At 39.8% G+C, this 23,115-nt stretch carries 25 protein-coding genes; 16 read left to right on the top strand and 9 right to left on the bottom strand.

The features are described from left to right. Nucleotides 1-4 precede the first annotated feature (4 nt). A complete protein-coding gene (locus LXM54_RS14775) occupies nt 5-1,027 on the top strand; it encodes a ThiF family adenylyltransferase (protein WP_233315966.1) in 1,023 nt (340 codons plus the stop codon). 39 nt (nt 1,028-1,066) lie between these two features. On the opposite strand, the gene LXM54_RS14770 is transcribed toward LXM54_RS14775, so the two are convergent. Further along, on the bottom strand, nt 1,067-1,390 hold the full coding sequence (locus LXM54_RS14770; RefSeq protein ID WP_233315965.1) for a general stress protein: 324 nt from the start codon (nt 1,388-1,390) through the stop codon (nt 1,067-1,069). A gap of 197 nt (nt 1,391-1,587) precedes the next feature. Here LXM54_RS14770 and LXM54_RS14765 point away from each other — a divergent pair, with 197 nt between their 5' ends. The 4 genes from LXM54_RS14765 to LXM54_RS14750 all read left to right on the top strand — a co-directional run bounded on the left by LXM54_RS14765 (nt 1,588) and on the right by LXM54_RS14750 (nt 3,956). After that, on the top strand, nt 1,588-2,304 hold the full coding sequence (locus tag LXM54_RS14765) for a DUF4230 domain-containing protein (RefSeq protein WP_233315964.1): 717 nt from the start codon (nt 1,588-1,590) through the stop codon (nt 2,302-2,304). Nucleotides 2,305-2,316: 12 nt separating this feature from the next. Next, nucleotides 2,317-3,006: a uracil-DNA glycosylase gene (locus LXM54_RS14760; RefSeq protein ID WP_233316154.1), complete on the top strand. Its 690-nt coding sequence runs from the start codon at nt 2,317-2,319 to the stop codon at nt 3,004-3,006. 260 nt (nt 3,007-3,266) lie between these two features. Then, the gene (locus LXM54_RS14755; protein WP_233315963.1) at nt 3,267-3,566 is read left to right on the top strand and encodes a YwdI family protein; all 300 of its coding nucleotides are present in this window, start codon (nt 3,267-3,269) and stop codon (nt 3,564-3,566) included. 18 nt (nt 3,567-3,584) lie between these two features. Beyond that, complete coding sequence (locus LXM54_RS14750; RefSeq protein WP_233315962.1) at nt 3,585-3,956, top strand: DUF423 domain-containing protein; 372 nt, start codon at nt 3,585-3,587, stop codon at nt 3,954-3,956. A 43-nt stretch (nt 3,957-3,999) separates the two neighbouring features. On the opposite strand, the gene gerQ is transcribed toward LXM54_RS14750, so the two are convergent. Together gerQ and hemQ are read right to left on the bottom strand one after the other, a co-directional pair. Further along, complete coding sequence (gene gerQ, locus LXM54_RS14745; RefSeq protein ID WP_233315961.1) at nt 4,000-4,512, bottom strand: spore coat protein GerQ; 513 nt, start codon at nt 4,510-4,512, stop codon at nt 4,000-4,002. A gap of 190 nt (nt 4,513-4,702) precedes the next feature. Next, nucleotides 4,703-5,446 (bottom strand): hydrogen peroxide-dependent heme synthase, encoded by a 744-nt coding sequence (hemQ, locus tag LXM54_RS14740; RefSeq protein ID WP_233315960.1) that lies wholly within the window; start codon nt 5,444-5,446, stop codon nt 4,703-4,705. Between the two features lie 319 nt (nt 5,447-5,765). On the opposite strand from hemQ, the gene pta reads away from it, so the two are divergent. Together pta and LXM54_RS14730 are read left to right on the top strand one after the other, a co-directional pair. Further along, nucleotides 5,766-6,743 (top strand): phosphate acetyltransferase, encoded by a 978-nt coding sequence (gene pta, locus LXM54_RS14735; RefSeq protein ID WP_233315959.1) that lies wholly within the window; start codon nt 5,766-5,768, stop codon nt 6,741-6,743. A 149-nt stretch (nt 6,744-6,892) separates the two neighbouring features. After that, entirely contained in the window at nt 6,893-7,738 is an 846-nt protein-coding gene (locus LXM54_RS14730; protein WP_233316153.1) for a lipoate--protein ligase family protein, read from the top strand. Between the two features lie 133 nt (nt 7,739-7,871). Here the strand turns inward: LXM54_RS14730 and LXM54_RS14725 are convergent, their stop codons facing one another. Both LXM54_RS14725 and LXM54_RS14720 read right to left on the bottom strand, forming a co-directional pair. Continuing rightward, nucleotides 7,872-8,651, bottom strand: coding sequence for an RsfA family transcriptional regulator (locus LXM54_RS14725; protein WP_233315958.1), 780 nt, complete (start codon nt 8,649-8,651; stop codon nt 7,872-7,874). Between the two features lie 125 nt (nt 8,652-8,776). Then, the gene (locus tag LXM54_RS14720; protein WP_233315957.1) at nt 8,777-10,117 is read right to left on the bottom strand and encodes an MFS transporter; all 1,341 of its coding nucleotides are present in this window, start codon (nt 10,115-10,117) and stop codon (nt 8,777-8,779) included. Between the two features lie 276 nt (nt 10,118-10,393). On the opposite strand from LXM54_RS14720, the gene LXM54_RS14715 reads away from it, so the two are divergent. The 3 genes from LXM54_RS14715 to LXM54_RS14705 all read left to right on the top strand — a co-directional run bounded on the left by LXM54_RS14715 (nt 10,394) and on the right by LXM54_RS14705 (nt 12,628). Continuing rightward, on the top strand, nt 10,394-10,618 hold the full coding sequence (locus LXM54_RS14715) for a DUF1450 domain-containing protein (protein ID WP_233316152.1): 225 nt from the start codon (nt 10,394-10,396) through the stop codon (nt 10,616-10,618). 160 nt (nt 10,619-10,778) lie between these two features. Further along, on the top strand, nt 10,779-12,077 hold the full coding sequence (locus tag LXM54_RS14710) for an HD domain-containing protein (RefSeq protein ID WP_233315956.1): 1,299 nt from the start codon (nt 10,779-10,781) through the stop codon (nt 12,075-12,077). Between the two features lie 44 nt (nt 12,078-12,121). Then, the gene (locus tag LXM54_RS14705) at nt 12,122-12,628 is read left to right on the top strand and encodes a YwgA family protein (protein ID WP_233315955.1); all 507 of its coding nucleotides are present in this window, start codon (nt 12,122-12,124) and stop codon (nt 12,626-12,628) included. A 55-nt stretch (nt 12,629-12,683) separates the two neighbouring features. On the opposite strand, the gene LXM54_RS14700 is transcribed toward LXM54_RS14705, so the two are convergent. Next, complete coding sequence (locus LXM54_RS14700; protein WP_233315954.1) at nt 12,684-12,869, bottom strand: 2-hydroxymuconate tautomerase; 186 nt, start codon at nt 12,867-12,869, stop codon at nt 12,684-12,686. 202 nt (nt 12,870-13,071) lie between these two features. Between LXM54_RS14700 and LXM54_RS14695 the strand changes: the two genes are divergently transcribed. Both LXM54_RS14695 and LXM54_RS14690 read left to right on the top strand, forming a co-directional pair. Beyond that, nucleotides 13,072-13,710, top strand: a complete 639-nt coding sequence (locus tag LXM54_RS14695) for a site-2 protease family protein (protein ID WP_233315953.1) — start codon at nt 13,072-13,074, stop codon at nt 13,708-13,710. Between the two features lie 27 nt (nt 13,711-13,737). Further along, nucleotides 13,738-14,247, top strand: coding sequence for a YwhD family protein (locus LXM54_RS14690; RefSeq protein ID WP_233315952.1), 510 nt, complete (start codon nt 13,738-13,740; stop codon nt 14,245-14,247). 37 nt (nt 14,248-14,284) lie between these two features. Here the strand turns inward: LXM54_RS14690 and LXM54_RS14685 are convergent, their stop codons facing one another. Further along, entirely contained in the window at nt 14,285-16,360 is a 2,076-nt protein-coding gene (locus tag LXM54_RS14685; protein WP_233315951.1) for a transglycosylase domain-containing protein, read from the bottom strand. 380 nt (nt 16,361-16,740) lie between these two features. Between LXM54_RS14685 and speE the strand changes: the two genes are divergently transcribed. The 4 genes from speE (at nt 16,741) to argS (ending at nt 21,146) form a co-directional block, all read left to right on the top strand. Then, a complete protein-coding gene (gene speE / locus LXM54_RS14680; protein WP_233315950.1) occupies nt 16,741-17,568 on the top strand; it encodes a spermidine synthase in 828 nt (275 codons plus the stop codon). Between the two features lie 86 nt (nt 17,569-17,654). Then, entirely contained in the window at nt 17,655-18,527 is an 873-nt protein-coding gene (speB, locus tag LXM54_RS14675) for an agmatinase (protein WP_233315949.1), read from the top strand. A 502-nt stretch (nt 18,528-19,029) separates the two neighbouring features. Beyond that, nucleotides 19,030-19,479: a DUF1934 domain-containing protein gene (locus tag LXM54_RS14670; protein ID WP_233315948.1), complete on the top strand. Its 450-nt coding sequence runs from the start codon at nt 19,030-19,032 to the stop codon at nt 19,477-19,479. Then, nucleotides 19,476-21,146 carry an arginine--tRNA ligase gene (gene argS / locus LXM54_RS14665; RefSeq protein WP_233315947.1) on the top strand — a complete coding sequence of 557 codons (1,671 nt, stop codon included), beginning with the start codon at nt 19,476-19,478 and terminating at the stop codon, nt 21,144-21,146. Before LXM54_RS14670 ends, argS begins: the two co-directional genes overlap by 4 nt. A 36-nt stretch (nt 21,147-21,182) precedes the next feature. Here the strand turns inward: argS and LXM54_RS14660 are convergent, their stop codons facing one another. Together LXM54_RS14660 and LXM54_RS14655 are read right to left on the bottom strand one after the other, a co-directional pair. Continuing rightward, nucleotides 21,183-22,340, bottom strand: coding sequence for an ABC transporter permease (locus LXM54_RS14660; RefSeq protein ID WP_233315946.1), 1,158 nt, complete (start codon nt 22,338-22,340; stop codon nt 21,183-21,185). After that, the gene (locus LXM54_RS14655; RefSeq protein ID WP_233315945.1) at nt 22,330-23,082 is read right to left on the bottom strand and encodes an ABC transporter ATP-binding protein; all 753 of its coding nucleotides are present in this window, start codon (nt 23,080-23,082) and stop codon (nt 22,330-22,332) included. Before LXM54_RS14655 ends, LXM54_RS14660 begins: the two co-directional genes overlap by 11 nt. Nucleotides 23,083-23,115 lie beyond the last annotated feature (33 nt).

Here is a 23,115-nt window from a genome sequence, read left to right as displayed (position 1 = left end):
GCAAATGAAGGACAATCGTTATTCGAGGCAGGTGCTGTTTCCCCAGATAGGAGCTGCCGGTCAGGAGAAGCTTCAAAAAAAGCAGGTGCTTATTGTAGGAGCTGGCGCACTTGGTTCCAGTTCTGCGGAAATGCTTGTGAGAGCTGGTGTCGGCAAGGTGACAATCATCGACCGGGATTATGTGGAATTCTCAAACCTCCAGCGTCAGCAGCTGTATACAGAAGAGGATGCTACTAGCCGTGTGCCGAAAGCAATTGCAGCTGAAAAAAGACTGAAAGAGATCAATTCCTCTGCTGCTGTCACTGGTGTTGTTGCAGAGGCAACGAAAGAATTACTAGAACAATATTTGATAGATGCTGATGTCCTAATCGATGCCACAGATAATTTTGAAACAAGAATGCTTTTAAATGATTTAGCCGTTTATCATCATATTCCATGGATATACGGTGCATGTGTAGGGAGTTCAGGAATGAGTTTTACTATAATTCCTGAGGAAACTCCATGTCTTAATTGCTTGCTTCAGAAGCTGCCTGTACAAGGCATGACTTGTGATACAGTCGGAATCATTGCACCTGCTGTCCAGATGGTCGTGACGCACCAAGTTACGGAGGCGCTGAAAATCCTTATTGAAGACAGACAGGCTTTAAGGGGAAGCTTTTTACACTTTGATTTATGGTCGAATGCATACTCCAGCATGAAGGTAAGCCGTGCCAAAAACCCAGCCTGCCAAACATGCGGAACGGAGCGGTCTTATCCATATTTAAAAGGGGAAAACAAGACAAAAACAGCTGTGCTGTGCGGAAGAGAAACGGTCCAAATAAGGCCTTCCCATGCAAAGAAGCTCTCATTAATAAAGCTGGGTGACAGTTTAAAGAAGAACGGCTATAAAGTAATGGTCCATCCATTTTTGCTTTCTGTTGAACTGGAACAAAACAGGCTGGTCCTCTTTGAAGATGGGAGAGCCCTTGTGCATGACACAAAGGATGTTACGTATGCTAAATCTCTATATGACAAGCTGCTTGGATAAAAAAAGTCAGCCCGTTAAACATTGGGCTGACTTTATTAATTATTGCTGGTGTCCGACGATTACTAATTTTCCTGTGTCCAGCACTTCTTCGTATTTCTCCGCTTCCATTTCTGTTAATCCTACGGATTGCATTTTAGAACGAAGCTCGTCTCCTCTTTTTCTGAAGACATTTCCAATTGTGTCCATTAAGCCTTGTTCCTTCATGCTGACATCACCAGTTTCAGTGGCCGCAGTCAAATCTTCTGAGCGATCTTTGTCGTGGGCGAAAATATAGATATTTTCCTTTGTATACCCTTGATTTTCTAATTGTGTAATCACATTAGTTGCTTGTACACCATTTTCCACTACTTCTACTTTATACATATCTAATTCCTCCTTAGAATTTGTATAGAGCTTCTGTCGCTCTCTCTATCTACTATTTATCCGATTTTACTAATAGTGAAACATAAAATTTTGTTTCTACTAAACTGGAAAAATGATACAAACGTGAAATGCACCACTTTCGACAAATTTCCCTATATAATAAAAAGTACATAAGCTATTAATAAAGGGGAGAAGGAATGAAGAGAAAAGACTGGAAGCAGAGCCGAAGAGAGCAAGCGGCAGCAGTAATGGAAGCAGAGCAGCGTTCTTACCTGCCAAAACTAGGGATTTTCAATCGAACAAAACGGGGAATAAAAAGAGCTTTTTTTATGGTTGTCCTCTTACTTGTTTTGGTAGCAATTATTATAGCATGTTGGAAAATGGCAATGGCAGATGAACCTGCCATAAAGGAAGGCAGTTTTGTTGAGCAGATGAAGGATTTATCCTCATTAGCTACCTCGCAAGCATTTGTGAAGGTTATTCTGGAAAAAGAGGATAATGAAATCTTTGGAAAAGAAATCAGTACAGATATTCCTGGAACAAAACGAAAAATTCTTCTTGTTGTCCCTGGGTCTGTTACTGCTGGTGTAAATCTGGAGGAAATAGAATCGGACCGGATAGCAGTTGACGAAGAGAAAAAAGAGATTAGCCTCAAGCTTCCTCATGCAGAAATTTTGCAAGAGCCGTCGATAGACTTTGATCAAGTAGAGACATATTCTATTTCTGGTTTATTTAGAGGAGATGTAGATTGGGAAGAAGGTTATCAGCTTGCCAATGAGGCTAAAGAGGAAATCAAGAAGGAAGCAGAGTCACAAGGTTTATTGGAAAAGGCAGAAGCAAATGCCGAAAAGACTATAAAAGAGTTTTATTCACAGCTTGGATACAGTGTAAAGATAGAATATACAGAAGGTTAAAGGATGATTATTATGTTGGATATAATTAATAATGACTGGCAGCAGCTCTTAGAGCGTGAACGGCAGAAAGAGTATTTTACTAGCTTGGAAGAATTCCTGAAAGAGGAATACAGTCAGTATACGGTTTATCCTGCAAAGGAAGATATATTCAATAGTTTAAAATACACACCACTAAAGGAAGTGAAGGTAGTCTTCTTAGGGCAGGACCCTTATCACGGACCGGGGCAGGCGCATGGGTTAAGCTTTTCTGTTAAGCCTGGTGTAAAGCTTCCGCCTTCCTTAAAGAATATTTTTAAAGAGCTGAAAGAGGATGTCGGCTGTGAAATTCCTGATAATGGTTATTTAAAAGGCTGGGCAACACAAGGTGTGCTTATGTTGAATACAGTTTTGACAGTCAGACAAGGTCAGGCTAATTCCCATAAAGGAAAAGGATGGGAATTGTTTACGAATGAAGTAATTTTAGAGCTGAACAGAAGGCAGGAGCCAGTTATTTTTGTGTTGTGGGGTAAGCCTGCACAGGAAAAGATGAAGCTCATTGATACAGACAAGCACCGAATTATTACATCAAGTCATCCTAGCCCTTTATCAGCATATAGAGGTTTTTTCGGAAGCAAACCTTTTTCCAAAATAAATGCCATTTTAGAAGAGTTAGGCACAAATCCAATAAATTGGTGTGCAGATGATTGTTTTGGCAAGGAGTAATATAATAAAATAAGAAGTGGACTATTGCTAGTCCGCTTTTTTGACGAGGAGAAAAAGATGACAGAGCAAAAAAGGATAGATTGTTTTAAGTGCAAGCATTTTTATATTACTTGGGACTCTAGATTCCCAAAGGGGTGTAAAGCCTTTGAATTTAAAGGCAGAGCACTTCCGTCTATTGAAGTGAAGAGGGCATCCGGACAAGATTGTCTCCGCTTCACTCACAAATAAACGCGGCAGCAAAAGAAGGAAGGATTAAAACTATGAACATTTCTGTCCAAAAATTATTGGCAAAGATAGAAGATCAGCTGAAGGAAGCAAAAGCAAGCGGCAGCGAGGCGACTATTCGCGAAAGGGTTTATGCGATAAAATCATTATGTGAGCTGTGTTTGGAACAAGAAAGCACGTATCGTTCAAGTGAAACATACAGCCAGCCTGTATACCAGCCAAGCATTGCTCAGCCTGCCCCTGTTCCGGTTCAGCAGCTGCAGCCAGTGCAGCCAGTGCAAACACCTAAATTGGATACTGATGAAGGAAATGGCGACTCTTTATTTGATTTCTAAGGAAACGAGGAGAATAATATGAAAATGTTTATTATCATTGGAGCAATCAGCGCCATGCTATCTGTGGCTATTGGTGCTTTCGGATCACATGGTCTTGAAGGGAGGATCCCTGAAAAATACTTGGAAATTTGGAAAACAGGTGTGCAATATCAAATGTTCCATAGTACAGGCCTTCTTATTATTGGTATTCTTATGAGTAAATTTCCAGAAAACACTCTTTTGACTTGGGCTGGATGGCTGATGGTTGCAGGAATTATTTTCTTTGCAGGCAGCCTTTACGTATTAGCACTTACTCAAGTAGGAATATTGGGAGCTATTACTCCAATTGGTGGAGTGGCGTTTATTGCTGCTTGGCTACTCATTGTAATTGCAGCAGTTAAACATCTGTAAAGCTCTAAAAGCCGCCCACTGGGCGGCTTTTCGTTTTGATTATTTATCTTGGCGGGTACGAAGTTAAGTTTGGAGCACCTGTGACATACGGATATTCATACTCAATTTCTTCGTCAAATGTTACATAATCAAGGTAAATCATTGGAATCAGATAGCGCTGTCCTGTTTGTGGATCACTCAAAATAAGGTGATCACGTCCAGCTGCTTCAATAAGACCTTTAAAAATCTTTGCATTCCATTCACGGTTATTTTCAAATGTAGTGTAAACAGTGGCAAGCTTACCTTTGTTTAACCGTAAAATATTCTCTATATAAGAAGCTTCTAAAGGAAGCTGGCCTGGCAGGGAAGGTGCTGTCTGCTGAGCATTGCTTTGCGGCTGTATGTACGGCGCCTGTGTGCCATATCCAGGTTGTGGTGCTGTACCAAAAAGCTGTCCGGGTGCTGCTCCTTGACTGCCAGGCAATGCTTGACCTTGCTGCCCTGTTCCATAGCCTTGTGGGAAACCATAACCTTGGTTTCGCCCGTCTTGATAAGGGTAATAATTAGACTGACTCATTTTCATCCCTCCATCTTTTAAACAAAACATTTTTATTGCAAACATTCATTCATTGCATTTTTAAAAAGCTGGGCTGCTTGCTCACTATTCCATCCTATGAGGGGAAGAAAGAAGTTATTCCTAGGGGACTGAAAAATTAATAAGTGAAAAAACCCCACCATTAAAATAGTGGGGTTCTAAAAACGTATTATTAAACTTCCAGGAATGCAGGTATATCTGACAAGATATTGCCGACAAAGAAAGAACCGAATTCGCCGTAGCGGGCACTTACTTCATCAAAGCGCATTTCATATACTAATTTTTTGAATTGGAGAACATCATCTGAGAATAATGTAACGCCCCATTCATAGTCATCAAAGCCGACAGATCCTGTGATGATTTGTTTCACTTTGCCGGCATATTGACGCCCGATCATTCCGTGGCTTCTCATTAAGCTTTTGCGGTCGTCCATCGGCAGCATGTACCAGTTATCATTGCCTTGGCGGCGCTTGTCCATTGGATAGAAGCAGACATATTTTGATTCAGGTAGAATCGGATATAGTCTAGCTTTTACATGCGGGTTTTCATAAGGATCTTCATCAGAATTAGATGGAAGATAGTTGCTCAATTCTACTACAGAAACATAGGAATGAGCAGGTACAGTAAATTCTGCTAGCTTCGTTTTGTTGAATTCTGTTTCGATTTGCTGTAATTCTTCCATTGTTGGGCGCAAAATCATCATCATGAAATCTGCTTTTTGGCCTACAATATTATAAACAGCATGGCTACCTTGTTTATTTGTTTGAACAGCATTCCATTTTTCTAGCAATCCTAGGAATTCATTAATGGCTGCTTGTCTCTCTTCACTTGGAACCATCTTCCAAGTAGTCCAATCCATTGTCCGGAAATCATGAAGGCAATACCAGCCATCAAGTGTTTTTGCTGCTTCGCTCATTGCTACCACTCCTTGATAATAATTCTCATATAGGTTTACTATAACATAGTTTCTCCATAAAAGTTGTGAATAAAACTTGAACAAAATAAAGCATAAAACGAACCTAGTAAAAATCATGTGCATGTTAGAACATGATTAGGGAAAAATATAACGGGTAGTTATGCTATAACAGGATATAGCTTATCTGGCGCCGTTTAGAACAGATTTTAGGTGTTACAACAGGAATTGGCGCTTAATTTTAAAATATCGGTATAATTCCTTGAATTTTTAGCAAGGAAGAGTATCCTATAATATGTATACATAAAGGAGGAATTCGTTAATGAGTGACCTATTTACAGGCTTGAAAGAAAAAGTAAAAGGCCAAAACCTTAAAATTGTTTTTCCAGAAGGACTGGATGAAAGAATATTAAAAGCTGCTGGCCGTCTGGCAGAAGAGAATATATTAACACCAATCTTAATCGGAGATTTGGAAGAAGTTCAAACGAAAGCAGAGAACTTAGGTGTTTCTTTACAAAATGCTGAAATCTATGATCCGAAAAGCTATGCACAATTCGATGCATTAGTAGCTTCTTTTGTGGAAAGAAGAAAAGGGAAAGCAACAGAAGAGGATGCTCGCAAAGCGCTTCTTGATGAAAACTACTTCGGCACAATGCTTGTTTATGCTAACCAAGCAGATGGCTTAGTAAGCGGTGCGATTCACTCAACTGCTGATACTGTACGCCCTGCATTGCAAATCATTAAAACAAAAGAAGGCGTAAAGAAAACTTCTGGCGTTTTCATCATGGTTCGTGAAGATGAGAAATATGTATTTGCAGACTGTGCAATCAATATCAATCCAGATAGTTCCGACCTTGCTGAAATTGCAGTAGAAAGTGCAAAAACAGCAAGAATGTTCGATGTTGACCCACGTGTTGCTATGTTGAGCTTCTCTACTAAAGGTTCTGCAAAATCGCCAGAAACAGAAAAAGTGGAAGGTGCACTTGCTGAAGCGAAACTTAAGGATCCTCTATTAGTAATCGATGGGGAGTTCCAATTTGATGCTGCATTCGTTCCATCTGTTGCGAAGCAAAAAGCTCCTGATTCACCAATTCAAGGTGATGCAAATGTATTTGTATTCCCAAGCTTAGAAGCAGGAAATATCGGTTATAAAATTGCGCAAAGACTTGGTAATTTTGAGGCAGTAGGTCCAATCCTTCAAGGATTAAACCGTCCTGTTAATGACCTTTCTCGCGGATGTAATGAAGAAGATGTGTACAAGCTTGCATTAATTACTGCAGCTCAAAGCATCAGCCATTAATCCTCCTAAAAACTATTCATCTTTTAGTTAAGTTCTGCTGAAGATGAATAGTTTTTTCTTTTATTTATTTGCTATATAATAATATGGCGCTATTGATTCAGGAAAACCTGTAACACTAGCATGACTTTTCCTTATGAAGGAGCTTGGCAATAATGGAAAACAACAGTTTGTTAAAGCAAAAGAAATGGAGAATCATTGACCAGTCGAGCACCGGTTTACATGTTTCCCCATTGCATTCCTTTGGAATGGATGATACGCTATGCGCTTCTGTCGGCGGAGGTTTGGCGCCAGCAACAGCGCGCACTTGGGTGCATGGCAAGTCAGTCATATTAGGAATTCAAGATACGAAGCTGCCTTATTTAAAGGATGCGCTTGCCTATTTAGAAAAAGAGGGATTCCAATATATCGTCAGAAATTCAGGCGGATTGGCAGTTGTTCTGGATGAAGGGGTATTAAACATTTCCCTTATCTTGCCTGAGCAGGAAAAGGGGATAGATATTAACAGCGGCTATGATACGATGTGGGAGCTTATTAAATATATGTTCTCTGATTTTCATAAAAACATTGAAGCAAAGGAAATCGTAGGATCCTATTGCCCTGGCAGCTATGATTTAAGCATAGACGGTAAAAAATTCGCAGGAATTTCCCAAAGAAGAATGAGAAGCGGAGTTGCTGTTCAAATCTATCTTTGTGTTTCTGGAAGCGGTCAAAAACGAGCAGAAGCTATAGAAGAGTTTTATGCTATTGGAAAAAACGGCGAAGAAACAAAGTTTGCTTATCCAGACATAGTGCCTGAAGTGATGGCCTCATTATCCGAATTGCTCGGAGTCGAGCTCACAGTTGATCAAGTGCTGACAAAGCTGCTTTATTCCTTAAAGGATCATGCAGAGTTTTTGTTTGCTGACCAGCTGCAAGGAGAAGAGATACCTTTATTTGATTCTTACTATGAGCGTGTAATCGAGCGCAACGAAAAGTTCCTGAGTCCGTTCAGATAAGAAAAGAGGATTATAGATGGATAGTAGGCGCTATTTAACGCTTTTATCGATCTATAATCCTCTTTTATGGTTAACGAGAATGGTTGCCAAACCAGCACTTAAGTCCTGTGACTAGAAGGGTGTGCACGAATAGCTATTCAGCAAGCTTTTCTAAATTTCCGTTTCGATCCATCTTAAACTTTGTTGCCGGACGCTCATCTTCTTCTAAAACGACTAGCTTCCTAGCTCTGTTCATTATTTTAAGCAATGTTTCATAATCTTCCTGAATAGTTTCTGAGTTGCTTTCCAGCTTGTCCAATTTTCCTTCTAATTCTTGATTGCGGCTCTTCAGCATGGCCATTTCCCTTTTTAATCTTTCATTCTCACTTTTTAGCACTTCTACTTGAAGCTGAGAATTACGGAAATTTTGTAAATAGGCAATGACTGTGTCAAAATCCAAAGAATTAGTGTTGGCACTAGGGCTCTTATAGATGCTTGTTGTTTCCTGTGGAGCAGCAAGCAGCATTTGTTCTGGAACACTTTCCTGATAAACTGGAGCAGCCTCTTCTTCCTCTTCTATATTTTGAATCTCAAATGAGGAAAATTCCATGCTTGTGGAGACTGTTAAAGCTTCCAAATCGTCTGCAGAAGGCACTGGTGGAGAATACAAAAGCTTCTTTTTTCCACCTTGGTCTTTGCCGAGGATTCTTTGCCGCTGTTTACGCTGCTTTTTTGCTAATTGCAGTGCCTTCTCGTATTGGTGGCGAACAACTGCGTTCCAGCGGAAGCCGCATGCTGCTGATGTGCGATTGAGCTTATCCCCAACTTCTTCAAAAGCATTTAATTGTGTGCTTCCTTCTCTGACATGGCGCAAAACTGTTTCTGCCAGCAATAAATCATTTTCTTCTGACCAAGCATCTTGGCGTATCTTCATATCACTCAACTCCCGATTTGTTTCGATAAATAAGTATTTCTAGTTACATCATTGCCACCATGGCACTTATTTATACAAACGAAATACAAGGATAGTAGATTTTTTTATAGAGCGAAAGAATACCGTTATCTTGTGGAACCAGCTTTTTCTACTGAACTTTCATTCTGGATAAAAAATGCTGTTACCAGTGCTGCGATGCTTGTAATGAACCCATAAAGGAAAAGATGATGAATTCCTGTCATAAACACAGCCTGACTTGTAAGAAGTGCGCCCATGATAGTAACACCAATGGATGTACCCATATTTCGGCAGAACATAAAGAAAGAGGTGGAAATCCCTTTTTCATGCGGGCCTACTAATGCTTGAGAGCCGATTACCCCGACGGTTGAAAGCAAACCAAATGCTAAACCTTGTATGAGCATGATGATGAATGTATACACAAATCCATAGGTCTCATTGAGGAGCACAAGCATTATACCTGATAAAACGAGAAGTCCGTTGCCGATGATTAGTAGAATGCGATAGCCGTATTTTAGTATCCATTTACCGGCAGGCACTGATACAAGCATCCAGCCAACTGCTACACCTAATAACGCAATTCCGCTCAGAAAAGGAGAAAGTCCGGCGACATCCTGAAGAAAGAGGGGAATATAGCTTGACGTGCCGAACAATGCCAATGTCCCAATAAATCCATTAATATAAATCCAGAAAATTGTCTTTTTCTTAAAGATGGACAGCGGAACAATCGGAGATGTTTGTCTTTTTTCATATAGATAAAAACAAATCAACAGAATGATGCCGGCTAATCCATACAAAACTTGGCCTTTTTCCACTAATGTGATTAACAGCAAGAAAGTGATTGCTGCACCAAACAAAATGGCACCAATATAATCGACACTTGCCTTTTTCGGCTGATAGTCTTCCTTATATGGCAATAAGGTTAAAAATGCAACGATACAAACAGGCAAGTTGATAAAGAATATCCATCTCCATGTTAAAAACTCTACAAATAATGAGCCGAGTAGGGGAGCAAGGATGGCAGATAAGCCCCACATTGCTGTGAACAACGCTTGGATTTTTCCTCTCTTTTCAATGGGAAACAAGTCACCAGCAATAATAGCGGGAAATGGCATCATAAAGCCTGCACCCATCCCTTGAAGAGCTCTGAAAAGGATAAGCTGGACCATATCGCCTGCAATGCCGCACAATAAAGAGCCAGCCAAAAATAACAGTATCCCGAAACCAAAGACCTTTTTTCTTCCAAATATATCTGAAAGTCTCCCTGCAATAGGAGAAAGGATAGTGCTTGTGATCATATAGGATGCAAAGGACCATGCATATAAATCAAATCGCCCTAGTTCTTTTGCAATGATAGGCATTGTCGTATTCATAATCGTTGTATCAATAGAAGCAACGAGCATGGCTAGGACGATACTTACCATGACTAATGTTCTGCTTTTTGTCATATTTACTCCTCCTTAAATTCAGATGAATTATACAATAATTTCCCTGGGAAACATAGATGTATGCTCAGAAGCTTTAAACTAGGAATAGAGCGGTTTCGAGACAAGCCTATTCTGTATTTTTGTTGCCTAAAAGGAGCCTTTTTTCGAGCTGTTTTGACAATAGTTTGCATCTTGCATTGATTTGGAAGAAGGGGTAAAATACCATATAGCAATATAACGAACTTATGAATATCTTTACTAGATTAAAGAATGTTTGAGATAGAAAGGGTTGTCATGATGGCAAACGAATTTAGAGTTTGCGACGATTGTCAGGCAGTTAACTTAAAAACACTGATACCGCGTCTGAAGCAAATAGATCCTGAGGCAAAGATAGAGATTGGCTGTCAATCCTATTGCGGACCAGGTCGCAAGAAAACCTTTGCATTTGTTAATAATCGTCCGCTTGCAGCATTAACAGAAGAGGAATTAATGGATAAAGTAAATAATAAGCTAAAGAAATAATCTTATAACAGCTTAACTGAAAAGAGGAGTTTCTAAAAAGTGTAACATCAGCTTGAGAGGCAAAGCCTGCATGCAGATAACCTTTTTAAACAGAAATCCCTCTTTTTATATTCTTCTTGCAGAGAAACCGACAATAAAAGAAAAGAGGGAAGACGAAAGCATGGCATATTCTACAGAGAAGTTAAATGAAGAAAAGGTGTTTAAGGATCCTGTGCATCGATATATCCATGTCAGAGACCGGGCTATTTGGGATCTGATCGGAACGAAAGAATTCCAGCGCCTGCGGAGAATTAAACAGCTTGGAACCACTTATTTAACCTTCCATGGTGCAGAGCACAGCAGGTTTAACCATTCTCTTGGCGTGTACGAGATTGTCAGAAGAATTATCGATGACGTGTTTAAGGACAGGAAGGAATGGAATAACAGCCAAAGGCTTTTGTCATTATGTGCCGCGCTGCTCCATGATTTAGGGCACGGTCCTTTTTCTCACTCTTTTGAAAAGGTGTTTGATCTTGATCATGAGCAATTCACACAGGACATCATTCTTGGTGATACAGAGGTCAATCAAGTGCTGTCAAGAGTAGCAGCCGACTTCCCGAAAAGAGTAGCAGAAGTCATTGGCAAGACATCAAAAGAAAAGCTAGTTGTAAGTCTTATTTCTAGTCAAATTGATGCTGATCGCATGGATTATCTGTTGCGAGATGCGTACTTTACCGGTGTAAGCTACGGGAACTTTGATATGGAAAGAATATTGCGTGTTATGCGCCCTCGTGAGGATCAGGCCGTTATTAAGCAGAGCGGAATGCATGCAGTAGAAGACTATATAATGAGCCGCTATCAGATGTATTGGCAAGTTTATTTTCACCCTGTGTCTAGAAGTGCGGAAGTCATCTTGACGAAAATTCTACATAGAGCGAAACACTTGCATGAGCAATTTTACTCCTTTATTCATCATCCAACCCATTTCTACTCTATCTTTGAAGAAGAAACAACGTTAGAAGACTACTTGAAGCTGGATGAGTCTATCATTCTTTATTATTTCCAAATGTGGCAAGAAGAAGAGGATGAGATTTTAAGGGATTTATGCCGACGCTTCATGAACCGGAACCTGTTCAAATATGTTGAGTTTGATCCGGCAAAAGAATACAAGAAGCTCGCTGAATTATCTAAGCTCTTTACAGAGATTGGTCTAGATCCAGAGTATTACCTGGTAGTAGATTCATCCTCCGATCTTCCGTATGACTTTTACCGTCCAGGTGAAGAGGAGGAGCGGCTTCCGATTCATCTTTTGATGAAGAACAATGAAATTAGAGAGCTATCAAGAGAATCTGAGATTGTGGACAGTATTTCGGGCAAAAGAAGGACAGATCATAAACTTTATTTCCCTAAAGACATCTTGAAAGACGATCGTGAACACGAAGAAACAAAGATGCAGATAAGGCAGTTATTAGATATTTAATAAGGTGTATTTACAGGATTATTCGGAGTAGGAGATGACCAATTTTGTTAAAAGATCATGCGAAAATTATGAACGCGATTGCTGCTTCAGGTGAGATTATCGGAAGAAAAAAATTGCAAAAGATGATTTACATCGCAAAGAAGCTGGATTTCCCTTTCCATGAAAAATATCAATTTCATTTTTTTGGACCGTATTCAGAAGAGCTGACATTGAGGATAGAAGAACTTTGCAATATGGGGTTTCTCAATGAAATAAAAGAAAAAAAGGGCGGCTATTATCAGTATCGGTATACGCTGACAGACAACGGCCAAGAATTTTTAGAACAGAATGATGTGGAAATGCCGGCATTGCCTGGCTGTCTGAATGATATGAACAGACAAAACTCCCGTTTCCTTGAACTTGTATCCACTGTCCTCTTTTTTGACAATTTGGAAAAGGAAGAAGTGCAAGAAAAGGTATTTACGTTAAAAAGCAAGCAGAAGTATACAGTGGAAGAAGTCGAAGCTGCTTACCAATATATTGATTCTTTAAAAGGGCTGGCAAAACAATAAGAAAAAAGGATAGTGTTCTTTTAAGGCAAAGCCAAAGGAACACTATCCTTTTTTTCTATTCGTCGCTTTTGCGCACACCTGCAATTCCGTAATGGTTTGGGGACATTTCATCAATGAAAATAACAACTTTCTCCTTTGGTACGCCAGTCGTTTCAACAACGGCCTCTGTCACCTTCGCAACAAGATTCTTCTTTTGCTCCTCTGTTCGGCCTTCCAGCATTTTAACTGTAATATACGGCATATATATCCCTCCAAATGCATTTTTTTTAGTTTTTCATATTTTCAAAAAAATAGCAAGTAAGCTAAACAAAGCCAGTTGCTGTTTGAAAGATTTCTTTTCTAATTTATATCATGTATAATTTTATCAAGTACGTCTATCTAAATAGAGAAAATAGAAAGAAGATATAGAAAACAATACGTAATTTGAGGGGAGAAAAAGCATTTTGTTATTTTCACAATCTTTGGCGAGTTTGCCATACATTATCATCTCCATCATTATTGCTTTTACGGTCCATGAATTTGCCCATGCATATGTGGCATATAAGTTTGGGGATCCGACCGCACAAAAACAGGGGAGGCTCACATTTAATCCGATTGCCCATATTGATCCAATCGGGGCCATCTTCATTTTGATTGCCGGCTTTGGCTGGGCGCGGCCAGTTCCGGTCAACCGTCATTATTTTAAGCGGCCAAAACTTGCTGGTGTTTTAGTTTCATTTGCAGGACCTTTTAGTAATCTGATCTTAGCGTTTATTGGCTATGCAGGTGTGTCTATTTTGTACCGATTAGGGGTTCCTGCTGGGACTGCCTTTGATCTCTATCCGTTCCTGTCCATTTTTGTGTCTATAAACTTAATGCTTTTTGCATTTAACCTGCTGCCGCTGCCTCCATTGGACGGCTATCGTATTATTGAAGACTTAGTTAATTCAAGAGTTAGATCTATCTTGTCCAAGTATGAAGTGTATGGCTCGATTCTTTTTATTGTGCTGCTTGTAACTGGATTGTCTGATCAAACAATTTCACCATGGATAAATAGTATCTCTGGATTTTTTGCCAGTCTATTTACTTCCATCTTGTTTTAACAAAATACTATTAAAGGAGTGTACACATTGGAAGAGAAAAAGAAAAAGCCAGTCGGCTTCAATATTATTAAAAACGATCCGACAGACGGTCATAAAGGCTTCGGCATCGGCTCTTTGAGCTTGGAGAATGTCTCTCCAGTAATTATAGATGTAGAAGCTGGTGAGGCAGTTGTCGATGTCGGCGCCATGCATGCTAGAAGTGCTGTTGAAAAAGGAATAAAGTTTTTGAAAGAAAAAGAAGAAGTCCCGAACGGTAAGCCATACTGGCTTGTGTGGGTAACAATCGACCGTAAGCTTGAAGGTCCATACTATGCTGGTGTGACAGCTTGTGAAATGACAGTTGACCGCTCTATTCGCAGAGGATATAAATCCCTTCCAGAACATGTCAATAAAATGGATAAATCAATGAAACGCCATATTATGGTAGATCATATGGATGATAAATCAAAAAAAGTGCTTGCTGATTTTCTTATTAATCATGACGAGTCACTTTGGAATAATTCAACAGATCAGCTGAAAAAGGATTTGCTTGGATAAATAAAAAACAGCCTTCTCTATGGAAGGCTGTTTTCTATTACCAATGAAAAATCCGCTTATACCAAGGCTGTTTTTCCACTTGTTCTTTCCCGTCATTTTTCTTCCCGCTTTGTTCTGTTGAATCATATTTAGGAAGATCATCGCAATATTGGGTTGGTACTTTCTCTTTTGTAAAGTACATAAGCCTCTTTGTTGAACAAGCCTCTGTTGCCAGCTTTCCGCTTTTTGGGTCTATATAAGCAGCTGCAGTGCCTTTTGTCGGTTTAAAGCCTAGAATAGGTTCATCTTTCAAGGCATTTTCCATAAAGTTCACCCAAACCTTTTTAGCATATGTTTTATCTGCAGACAGAGTAATAGACTCTCCTTGGTCATAACCTGTCCAGACTGCAGATACAAGCTGTGGGGTGTATCCGATCATCCAGCTGTCTGATTCAGTCGATCCTGACTTGCCTGCATAAATCCTTGTTATGTCATTTACGATTGTGCTCCCTGTCACGCTTGCATAGCCATTTAGATTTTTATCAAACATGCCTGTCATCATGGAATTCATGATAAACGCTAAATCAGTGTCTAACACTTGTTCATTTTCTTGTTTTTGCTTATAAAGCACTTGGCCGTCAGCAGTTTCAATTTTTGTGATAAATACGGGAGCTACCTTATTCCCGCCATTTGCTAGCATACTGTATGCATTAGCCATGTCCAGCACCTTTACATTCGAGGTTCCGAGCGCAAGTGAAGGAACCTTTTGCATTGGAGTGGTCAGTCCAAATCTTTCAGCAGTGTCCGCCAAGACATCCATGCCTAGAAACAAATGTGTTTTAACAGCATAAACATTATCGGATAAGGCAAGTGCCTGTGCCATTGAGATGTTTCCTTCAGCATATTGATTGTTAAAGTTATGAGGAGTATAGGAATCGCGCCCGTCATCAAATCGGAAGGTCGTTTTCTCACCGCTCATCATCGTCACAGGTGTAAAGCCATGCTCCAATGCAGCATAATAAAGGAGCGGCTTCATTGTAGAGCCAGGCTGACGTGTTGCTTGGGTAACCCTGTTAAATGGGCTTTCGCTGTAATCGCGCCCCCCGACCATTGCTTTAACATAGCCGCTGCTAGGATCCATTGCTACAAACCCAACTTGAATCTTGCTTGTATCACTTATCTGTTTTTTTATCGTATCTTCAGCGATTTTTTGCTGCTTTGTATCTAATGTTGTATATACCCGTAAGCCGCCTAACTGGATGGTGCGATCATCCATCTTCAGTTCTGACTTCAAGATGCTTTTAACAGCATCCTGGAAGTAAGGCGCAGTTTCTGTGCTGGAAATCGGAAACTCTCCTGTGAATTTGAGCTTTTCTTCAAACGCTGTCTTCTTTTGCTGCTCGTTAATATAGCCATTCTCCAGCAAGGAATTTAAGATGATTTCCTGTCTTTTTTTTGCATTATCAGGTGAAACAAGAGGAGAGTAAATACTCGGTCCTTTCGGTATACCCGCAAGCATTGCGGCCTCACCTAAAGTTAAGTCAGAAGCAGGCTTGCCGAAATAATATTGACTTGCCGCTTCAGCACCGTACGCGCCGTGACCATAATAGATGGTGTTAATATAACCTTCCAGAATTTCTTGTTTTGTATAAAACATTTCAAGTCTGATTGTATAAAATGCCTCTGAGAGCTTTCTTTTCCATGTTTTTTCATGCTCAAGAAACAGATTTCTGGCATACTGCTGTGTTATCGTGCTTGCACCTTGCACCTTCGCCATTGCCTTTATATCTGCAAGTACAGCGGCACCAATTCGCTTATAATCAAAGCCATGGTGATCATAGAAGCCCTTATCTTCTATCGATACGGTCGCATTGACTAAATCTGGACTTATTTCCTCAATCGGCACCCAATACCTTTTTTGTCCGCTGTTGCTTTCGCCAATGATTGTACCATCATCAGAATAGTAAATGGTCGATTGGGACACAGTTAGTGGCGGTGCTCCTAATGCTTTCGCATATATGAGGACACCTGCAAAAATAACGCTGAAAATAAACCCGGCGAGGATGGCCAGAATAATGAGCAGCCGGATATATTTGGCTGAATTTTTAAGGCGATCCTTTGCGATGAGTTCCATTTACGCCGCACCTCCGAGTGGATTTGTGATTTTTATAAATCTTGTCATATTGTGAACTCCTATAGCGAGGAATGCTCAAGTTTTTTAGATAGCACTAGTATGTGGATAAGAATGGCATTTTAAACCTTTTATAACTGTGCTAGTAAATTTTTCTTGCATTTTAGCGAATTTACTCTATACTTTTTTTCGTGTTTGTTATTTATTTGTTTGGGAAGTATATAGGAAGGAATAGTCAACTTGGCCCCTTTTCATGCTTTTTAAATGTAACAGCCTGTCTCTGTTGATTTGAGCCTTTCATAGTGAGGCAAGAGGAAATCAATGGCGAGAGCACCTTTTTCAAACCCTTATTTTGAGGTAATAAAGAATGGAGGAAGCAAAAGATGGGATTATGGTTTACAGAAAAACAAACAGATAATTTCGGAATTACGATGAAGATAAAGCAAACATTACATACAGAGCAAACAGAATTTCAAAAGCTTGATATGGTTGAAACAGAAGAATGGGGCAATATGCTCTTATTGGACGATATGGTCATGACCTCCGTCAAGGATGAGTTCGTATATCATGAAATGGTGGCACATATACCGTTATTCACACACCCGAATCCAGAGAATGTGCTAGTAGTCGGCGGTGGCGACGGCGGTGTTATTAGAGAAGTTCTAAAGCATCCTACTGTTAAAAAAGCAACCTTAGTAGATATTGACGGGAAGGTAATTGAATATAGTAAAAAGTTTTTGCCGGAAATTGCAGGTAAGCTGGAGGATCCACGAGTTGATGTTAAGGTTGGAGACGGATTTATGCATATTGCTGAAAGTGAAAATGACTATGATGTAATTATGGTCGATTCAACAGAGCCAGTTGGCCCTGCTGTTAACTTGTTCACTAAAGGCTTCTATGCAGGAATTTCAAAGGCATTAAAGGCAGATGGCTTGTTTGTAGCGCAGTCAGACAACCCATGGTTCAAGGCTGACCTCATTCGAACGGTGCAAAAGGATGTTAAAGAGATATTCCCGATTACGAGACTGTATGTTGCTAATATTCCAACATATCCAAGTGGTATGTGGGCATTCACTATTGGTTCAAAAAAGTATGACCCGCTTGAAGTGAAGGAAGACCGTTTTCATGAATTGGAAACAAAATACTATACGAAGGAGTTGCACAAAGCTGCTTTTGTGCTCCCGAAGTTCGTAAAAGACTTAACAGAATAGACGGCTCTTTTAAGGATAAAGAATCTTTGCAGAGCCTGATATAAAAAGAAGCTTAGGGAATAACCCTAAAAAGGAGTGGACAGGTTTTGCGTTTTGATGAAGCATATGCAGGTAATGTTTTTATAAAAAGTCACCCAAGTTTTGAGGAAAGCAAGGCAGTTCTTTATGGAATGCCTATGGATTGGACAGTTTCTTTCCGTCCCGGATCTCGCTTCGGTCCATCAAGAATTCGTGAGGTGTCAGTTGGGCTAGAGGAATACAGCCCTTATTTAGATCGTGACTTGGCGGATGTTAATTATTTTGATGCTGGAGATATTCCGCTGCCATTCGGTAATCCACAAAAAAGCTTAGATATGATTGAAGAATTTGTGGGAAAAGTACTGGCAGAAGACAAGTTTCCATTAGGAATGGGTGGAGAGCATCTAGTATCATGGGGTGTTTTCCAAGCGATGTACAGAAAATATCCGGATTTGGCAATTATCCATATGGATGCACATACAGATCTTCGCGATGAATACGAGGGAGAGCCTCTTTCTCACTCAACACCGATTAAAAAGGTTGCAAACCTGATTGGTCCAAAAAACGTTTATTCCTTTGGAATCCGTTCTGGAATGAAGGAAGAATTTGAATGGGCAAAAGAAGTGGGCATGCATATTTCTAAATTTGAAGTGCTAGAGCCACTTAAAGAAATTCTGCCAACATTGGCTGGCAGACCAGTATATGTAACGATTGATATTGATGTACTAGATCCTGCCCATGCACCAGGTACAGGAACAGTTGATGCAGGCGGAATTACTTCGAAAGAATTGCTTGCATCCATCCACGAAATCGCTCGTTCTGAAGTAAATGTCGTAGGAGCAGACCTAGTAGAAGTAGCTCCAATCTACGATCCATCAGAACAAACAGCAAATACTGCAAGTAAGCTTATCAGAGAAATGATCCTTGGTTGGGTGAAATAAGTAAGAGTATGAAGTAGCTATCCTGCTTCATAAAAGGAGATTGATTGGAGCGGATAGGTGAGACTTCTTGCTTTTATTAGCGAGGTTCGGCGCTCGACCCGTGGAAATCTTTTCTAGAGGATAATAAGTCTTCCATTTGCAAGAGGCTGTGACATAAGTATTTAATCCTAAGTTGGAACCGAACTATTTTAACCTTTTATTGGTTAAATAGTTCGGTTCTTTTATTATTGATTTAAAATGTTAGGGAAAAGGTGCAGAGGTCACCTCTAGTGAAGCGAGTGGCCGAGCGCAATGGAACGAACCCATTTTCCTGTCAACTCAAGGACCGTATGTTTCAAAGTATTTATTATTCGTCTTTATGGATCAGATAGGATGGATTGCCCCCCCGCTTTTTTATACAAACCAAGATACTTTCATCTATATCCATACATCATCTTGCACTTCCCTTTTAAAAAATTTATACTTATTAAGTTATAGTTTAGAGGAAAAGGAAGTGTTGCCGTTGTCTAATACGTTAGGGCAACAAACACCTGTTAAAATACATGTGACCACCAATATCTACAATGGAAGCAACAAGGAAAGTATTGAGTGGGTTGGATTTGGACAATACTTAGAAAAAGATGGAAGCAGTTATGTGAAGTATGAAGAAGTGATCGAAGAAGGGACCATCAAGACAATCGTCAAGATTGCAGAACACGAAGGTTTAATACTTCGCAGCGGAGCCGTTAAAATGCGCCTTTCCTTTCTGTTGAATAAAAAGCGAAACGGAAGCTATGAAACCCCCTATGGAACCTTTCTGATGGTAACAGATACGAAGCGGTTGAGCTTTGAAAAGGAAGCAGAAAGTTTATCTGGGCTTATTGATATATTGTATGATTTAAATGTGAATGGCAATAACAATGGAACCTATCATATGACCATCCAACTGAAGGAGGAAAAAGAACAAGCATGAATATAGTAGACCAAATAAAAGATAAACTGAAGGATGAAATTAAAGCAAGTGTTATGAAGGCAGGTCTTGCTGAAGAGGCACAGATTCCAGAAGTAATCCTTGAATTGCCAAAAGACAAAGCGCACGGAGATTACTCTACGAATATGGCGATGCAGCTGGCGAGAGTGGCAAAAAAAGCTCCTAGAGCAATTGCAGAAGCAATTATCGAAAACTTTGATCAATCGAAAGCTTCCATTGAGAAGGTTGAGATTGCTGGTCCTGGATTTATTAATTTCTATATGAATAACAGCTATTTGGCTGATTTAATTCCGACAATCCTTGAAGCAGGCGATGCTTACGGAGAAACTAGCTTTGGAAATAAAGAAAAGGTACAAGTTGAGTTCGTATCAGCAAACCCTACTGGAGATCTTCATTTAGGACATGCCAGAGGTGCAGCTGTTGGTGACTCTTTGTGCAATATCCTTGATAAAGCAGGCTATGATGTTTCTAGAGAATATTACATCAATGACGCTGGTAACCAAATCAATAACTTAGCGCTTTCTGTTGAAGCACGTTATTTCCAAGCTTTAGGCTTAGAAAAGGAAATGCCTGCAGACGGTTATCATGGAGAAGATATCGTTGAAATTGGAAAGAAGCTTGCCGCTGAGTTTGGCGATAAATATGTAAATGCTGATGAAAAGGAACGTTTTGAATTCTTCCGTTCATACGGACTTAAGTACGAAATGGGCAAACTGAAACAGGATCTGGAAGATTTCCGTGTTCCGTTTGATGTTTGGTATTCGGAAACTTCCCTATATGAGAACGGAAAAATCGATGTAGCATTAAACTCTCTAAGAGAAAATGGCTATATCTTTGAAGAGGATGGAGCAACTTGGCTTCGTTCTATGGATTTCGGTGATGATAAAAACCGCGTGCTTATTAAAAACGACGGTTCCTACACATACTTGACTCCAGATATTGCTTACCATAAAGATAAGCTAGAAAGAGGCTTTACTAAGCTTATCAATGTTTGGGGTGCTGATCACCACGGCTATATTCCACGTATGAAAGCAGCTATCCAAGCATTAGGCTATGATAAGGATGCTTTGGAAGTGGAAATCATTCAGCTGGTTCATCTTTACAAAAACGGCGAAAAGATGAAAATGAGCAAGCGTACAGGAAAAGCTGTTACAATGAGAGACTTAGTGGAAGAGGTAGGTTTGGACGCAACACGTTACTTCTTTGCGATGAGAAGTGCTGATACACATCTTGACTTTGACCTTGATTTGGCTGTTTCTCAATCTAACGACAACCCTGTTTACTATGCTCAATATGCGCACGCACGTATTGCCAGCATCTTAAGACAAGGGAAAGAACAGGGTATTGAACTGGACAATAATCTTGATGTTTCCTACATTTCGGCAGAAAAAGAATTTGACCTATTAAAGAAACTAGGAGAATTCCCGCAAGCAGTGACAGAAGCTGCTGCAAAAAGAATGCCGCACCGCATCACAAATTATATCTTTGATTTAGCATCAACATTCCATAGCTTCTATAATGCTGAAAAAGTATTAGATGCAGATAATATGGAAAGAACAAAAGCGAGATTGGCATTAATTCAATCTACAAAAATCACACTTAAAAACGCACTGCGCCTTATCGGTGTCTCTGCGCCAGAGAAAATGTAATAAAAAAAGGATGGAATTGCTTCCATCCTTTTTTCTTTAATTCATCACCCATTTATCCTTCAAAAACATTATTCTTCCGATAAAGAAAACAACTACTAATACAATAAGATTGCTGGCAATTGTGATAAAGAAATGCTCATAGTTAGTAATGCCGAAAATCAGCTCTTTTAACAGGGCATAAATATTCATAACCGGTATGGCGAAATGCTTGAACTCTAATTCATTGATGCCGATATTTGACATTAACATTAATGGCAAAATGGTAACCATCATAATTGGCGCACTATAGCTTTGTGATTCCTTAATAGATTTGCCGACGATGCTAGTCAGCATAAGCAGGGAAGCGACAAACATCGAATAAACAATGGTGAGCACGAGTGACAAAGTAACAACTAATAGAAAGTTGTCTTTGAATTCAATTGCATTTTTTAAGTTTTCTGTCAGGAAGGCTATTTCCAAAACAACCACAAGCAATGTAACGATTCCCGTGATTGTACCGATTGTAGAGATTGTCAGCCATTTAGCAAATACAAGTGTCGAACGACTAACAGGGGTCATCAGCAATGCCTCCATTGTTTTCTTCTCCTTTTCTCCTGAGAAGAGGTCGGCAGCAGCCGGTCCGGCACCAACACCGATTGCAACAGCTAGAATAAGCGGAATGAGCATGGCAACAAGATTAATAGTCGGATCCTCGCTGTTTAATTCCTCCTGATTAATAGAAAATGGCTTTATGGTATCAGTTTCTATGCCAAGATCACCCAATCTTTGGGAGACTATCATGCTCTCATATTGGGATAACGCAGCTTGTGTAAGGGACATGAGTGTAGAAGAGCTTTGACTGAAAGAATCTCCGATTATTGTTATTTCTGCGTTTTGTCCTTCTGATACAAGGTTAGCGAGATTATCATCTGCTACTAAGGCCGCTTGTGCATCTCCGTTTTGCAATGTTTCTTTAGGGTCTTGTGATTCTACTAGTTCAATGCTGCTGTTAGCAAGCAAGCTCGTTTTTACTTCATCTGACAGAGAAGAGGCAACCGCTAGTATATAGGATTCTCCTTCGTCTTCAGATACCAACTTTTCATAAAAAAGGGTAAGCATAGTCATAATGATAATTGGTAATAATACGGTCAATAATAAGGTTCGTTTATCCCTGAAAGAGTCTTTTAATTCTTTTAAATATATATTAAGAAACATGGGTATTTCCTCCTCTGACAAGTCTGCTCATAAAGATATAGTTCAAATCACTGCTTCCTTCGGCAGTATATAAGTCTTCTAGACTTCCATGATGAACAAGCTCTCCTTTGTGCATCATTGCAACACTATCGCACAGCAGAGAGACCTCCTCCATAATATGGCTTGAGAAGATAATTGTTTTTCCATCCTGCTTCAGCTGATGGACAAGCTGGCGAAATACATTGGATGAAGTAATATCAAGGCCTGTCGTCGGTTCATCAAAGAGAATAATCTCCGGATTATGAATAAGTGTCCTCGCAATGGCCACCTTTTGACGCATCCCTTTAGAGAAGTTGCCGACTTTTCGGTCCAGATAATCTCTCATTCCGAACATCCTTGCCAATTCATCAATTCTTACCTTTGTTTCATGTTTGCTGAGACCATAAAGCCTGGCAAAGTATTCTAAGTTTTCCCTTGCGGTTAAGCGATCGTACAAACCCGTTTCACCACCAAATAAAACACCAATCTTTTGCTTTATTTCATTTGGGTTTGCCTTCGTATCAAATCCAGAGACAGTGATAGAGCCTTCTGTTGGCTGAAGCAATGTGGCGATCGACCTAAGTAAGGTTGTTTTTCCTGCGCCGTTTTCCCCCAGCAAGCCGACAGTTTCTCCTTTTTTTATTTGAAAGGAAACATGCTTTAAAGCTGTTACATATATCTTTTTATCCTTAAATGTTTTCGTTACTTTATTTACTGTTATCATCTAGTCACTTCCTTCTCGTTTTCTATGTCTTTA

Origin of the sequence: Bacillus sp. Au-Bac7 (genome assembly GCF_021341655.1) — a bacterium.
Taxonomy (GTDB): Bacteria; Bacillota; Bacilli; order Bacillales; family Cytobacillaceae; genus Niallia.
Note: the sequence above shows the minus strand (reverse complement) of the source record. Positions and strands in the feature narration are given on the sequence as shown.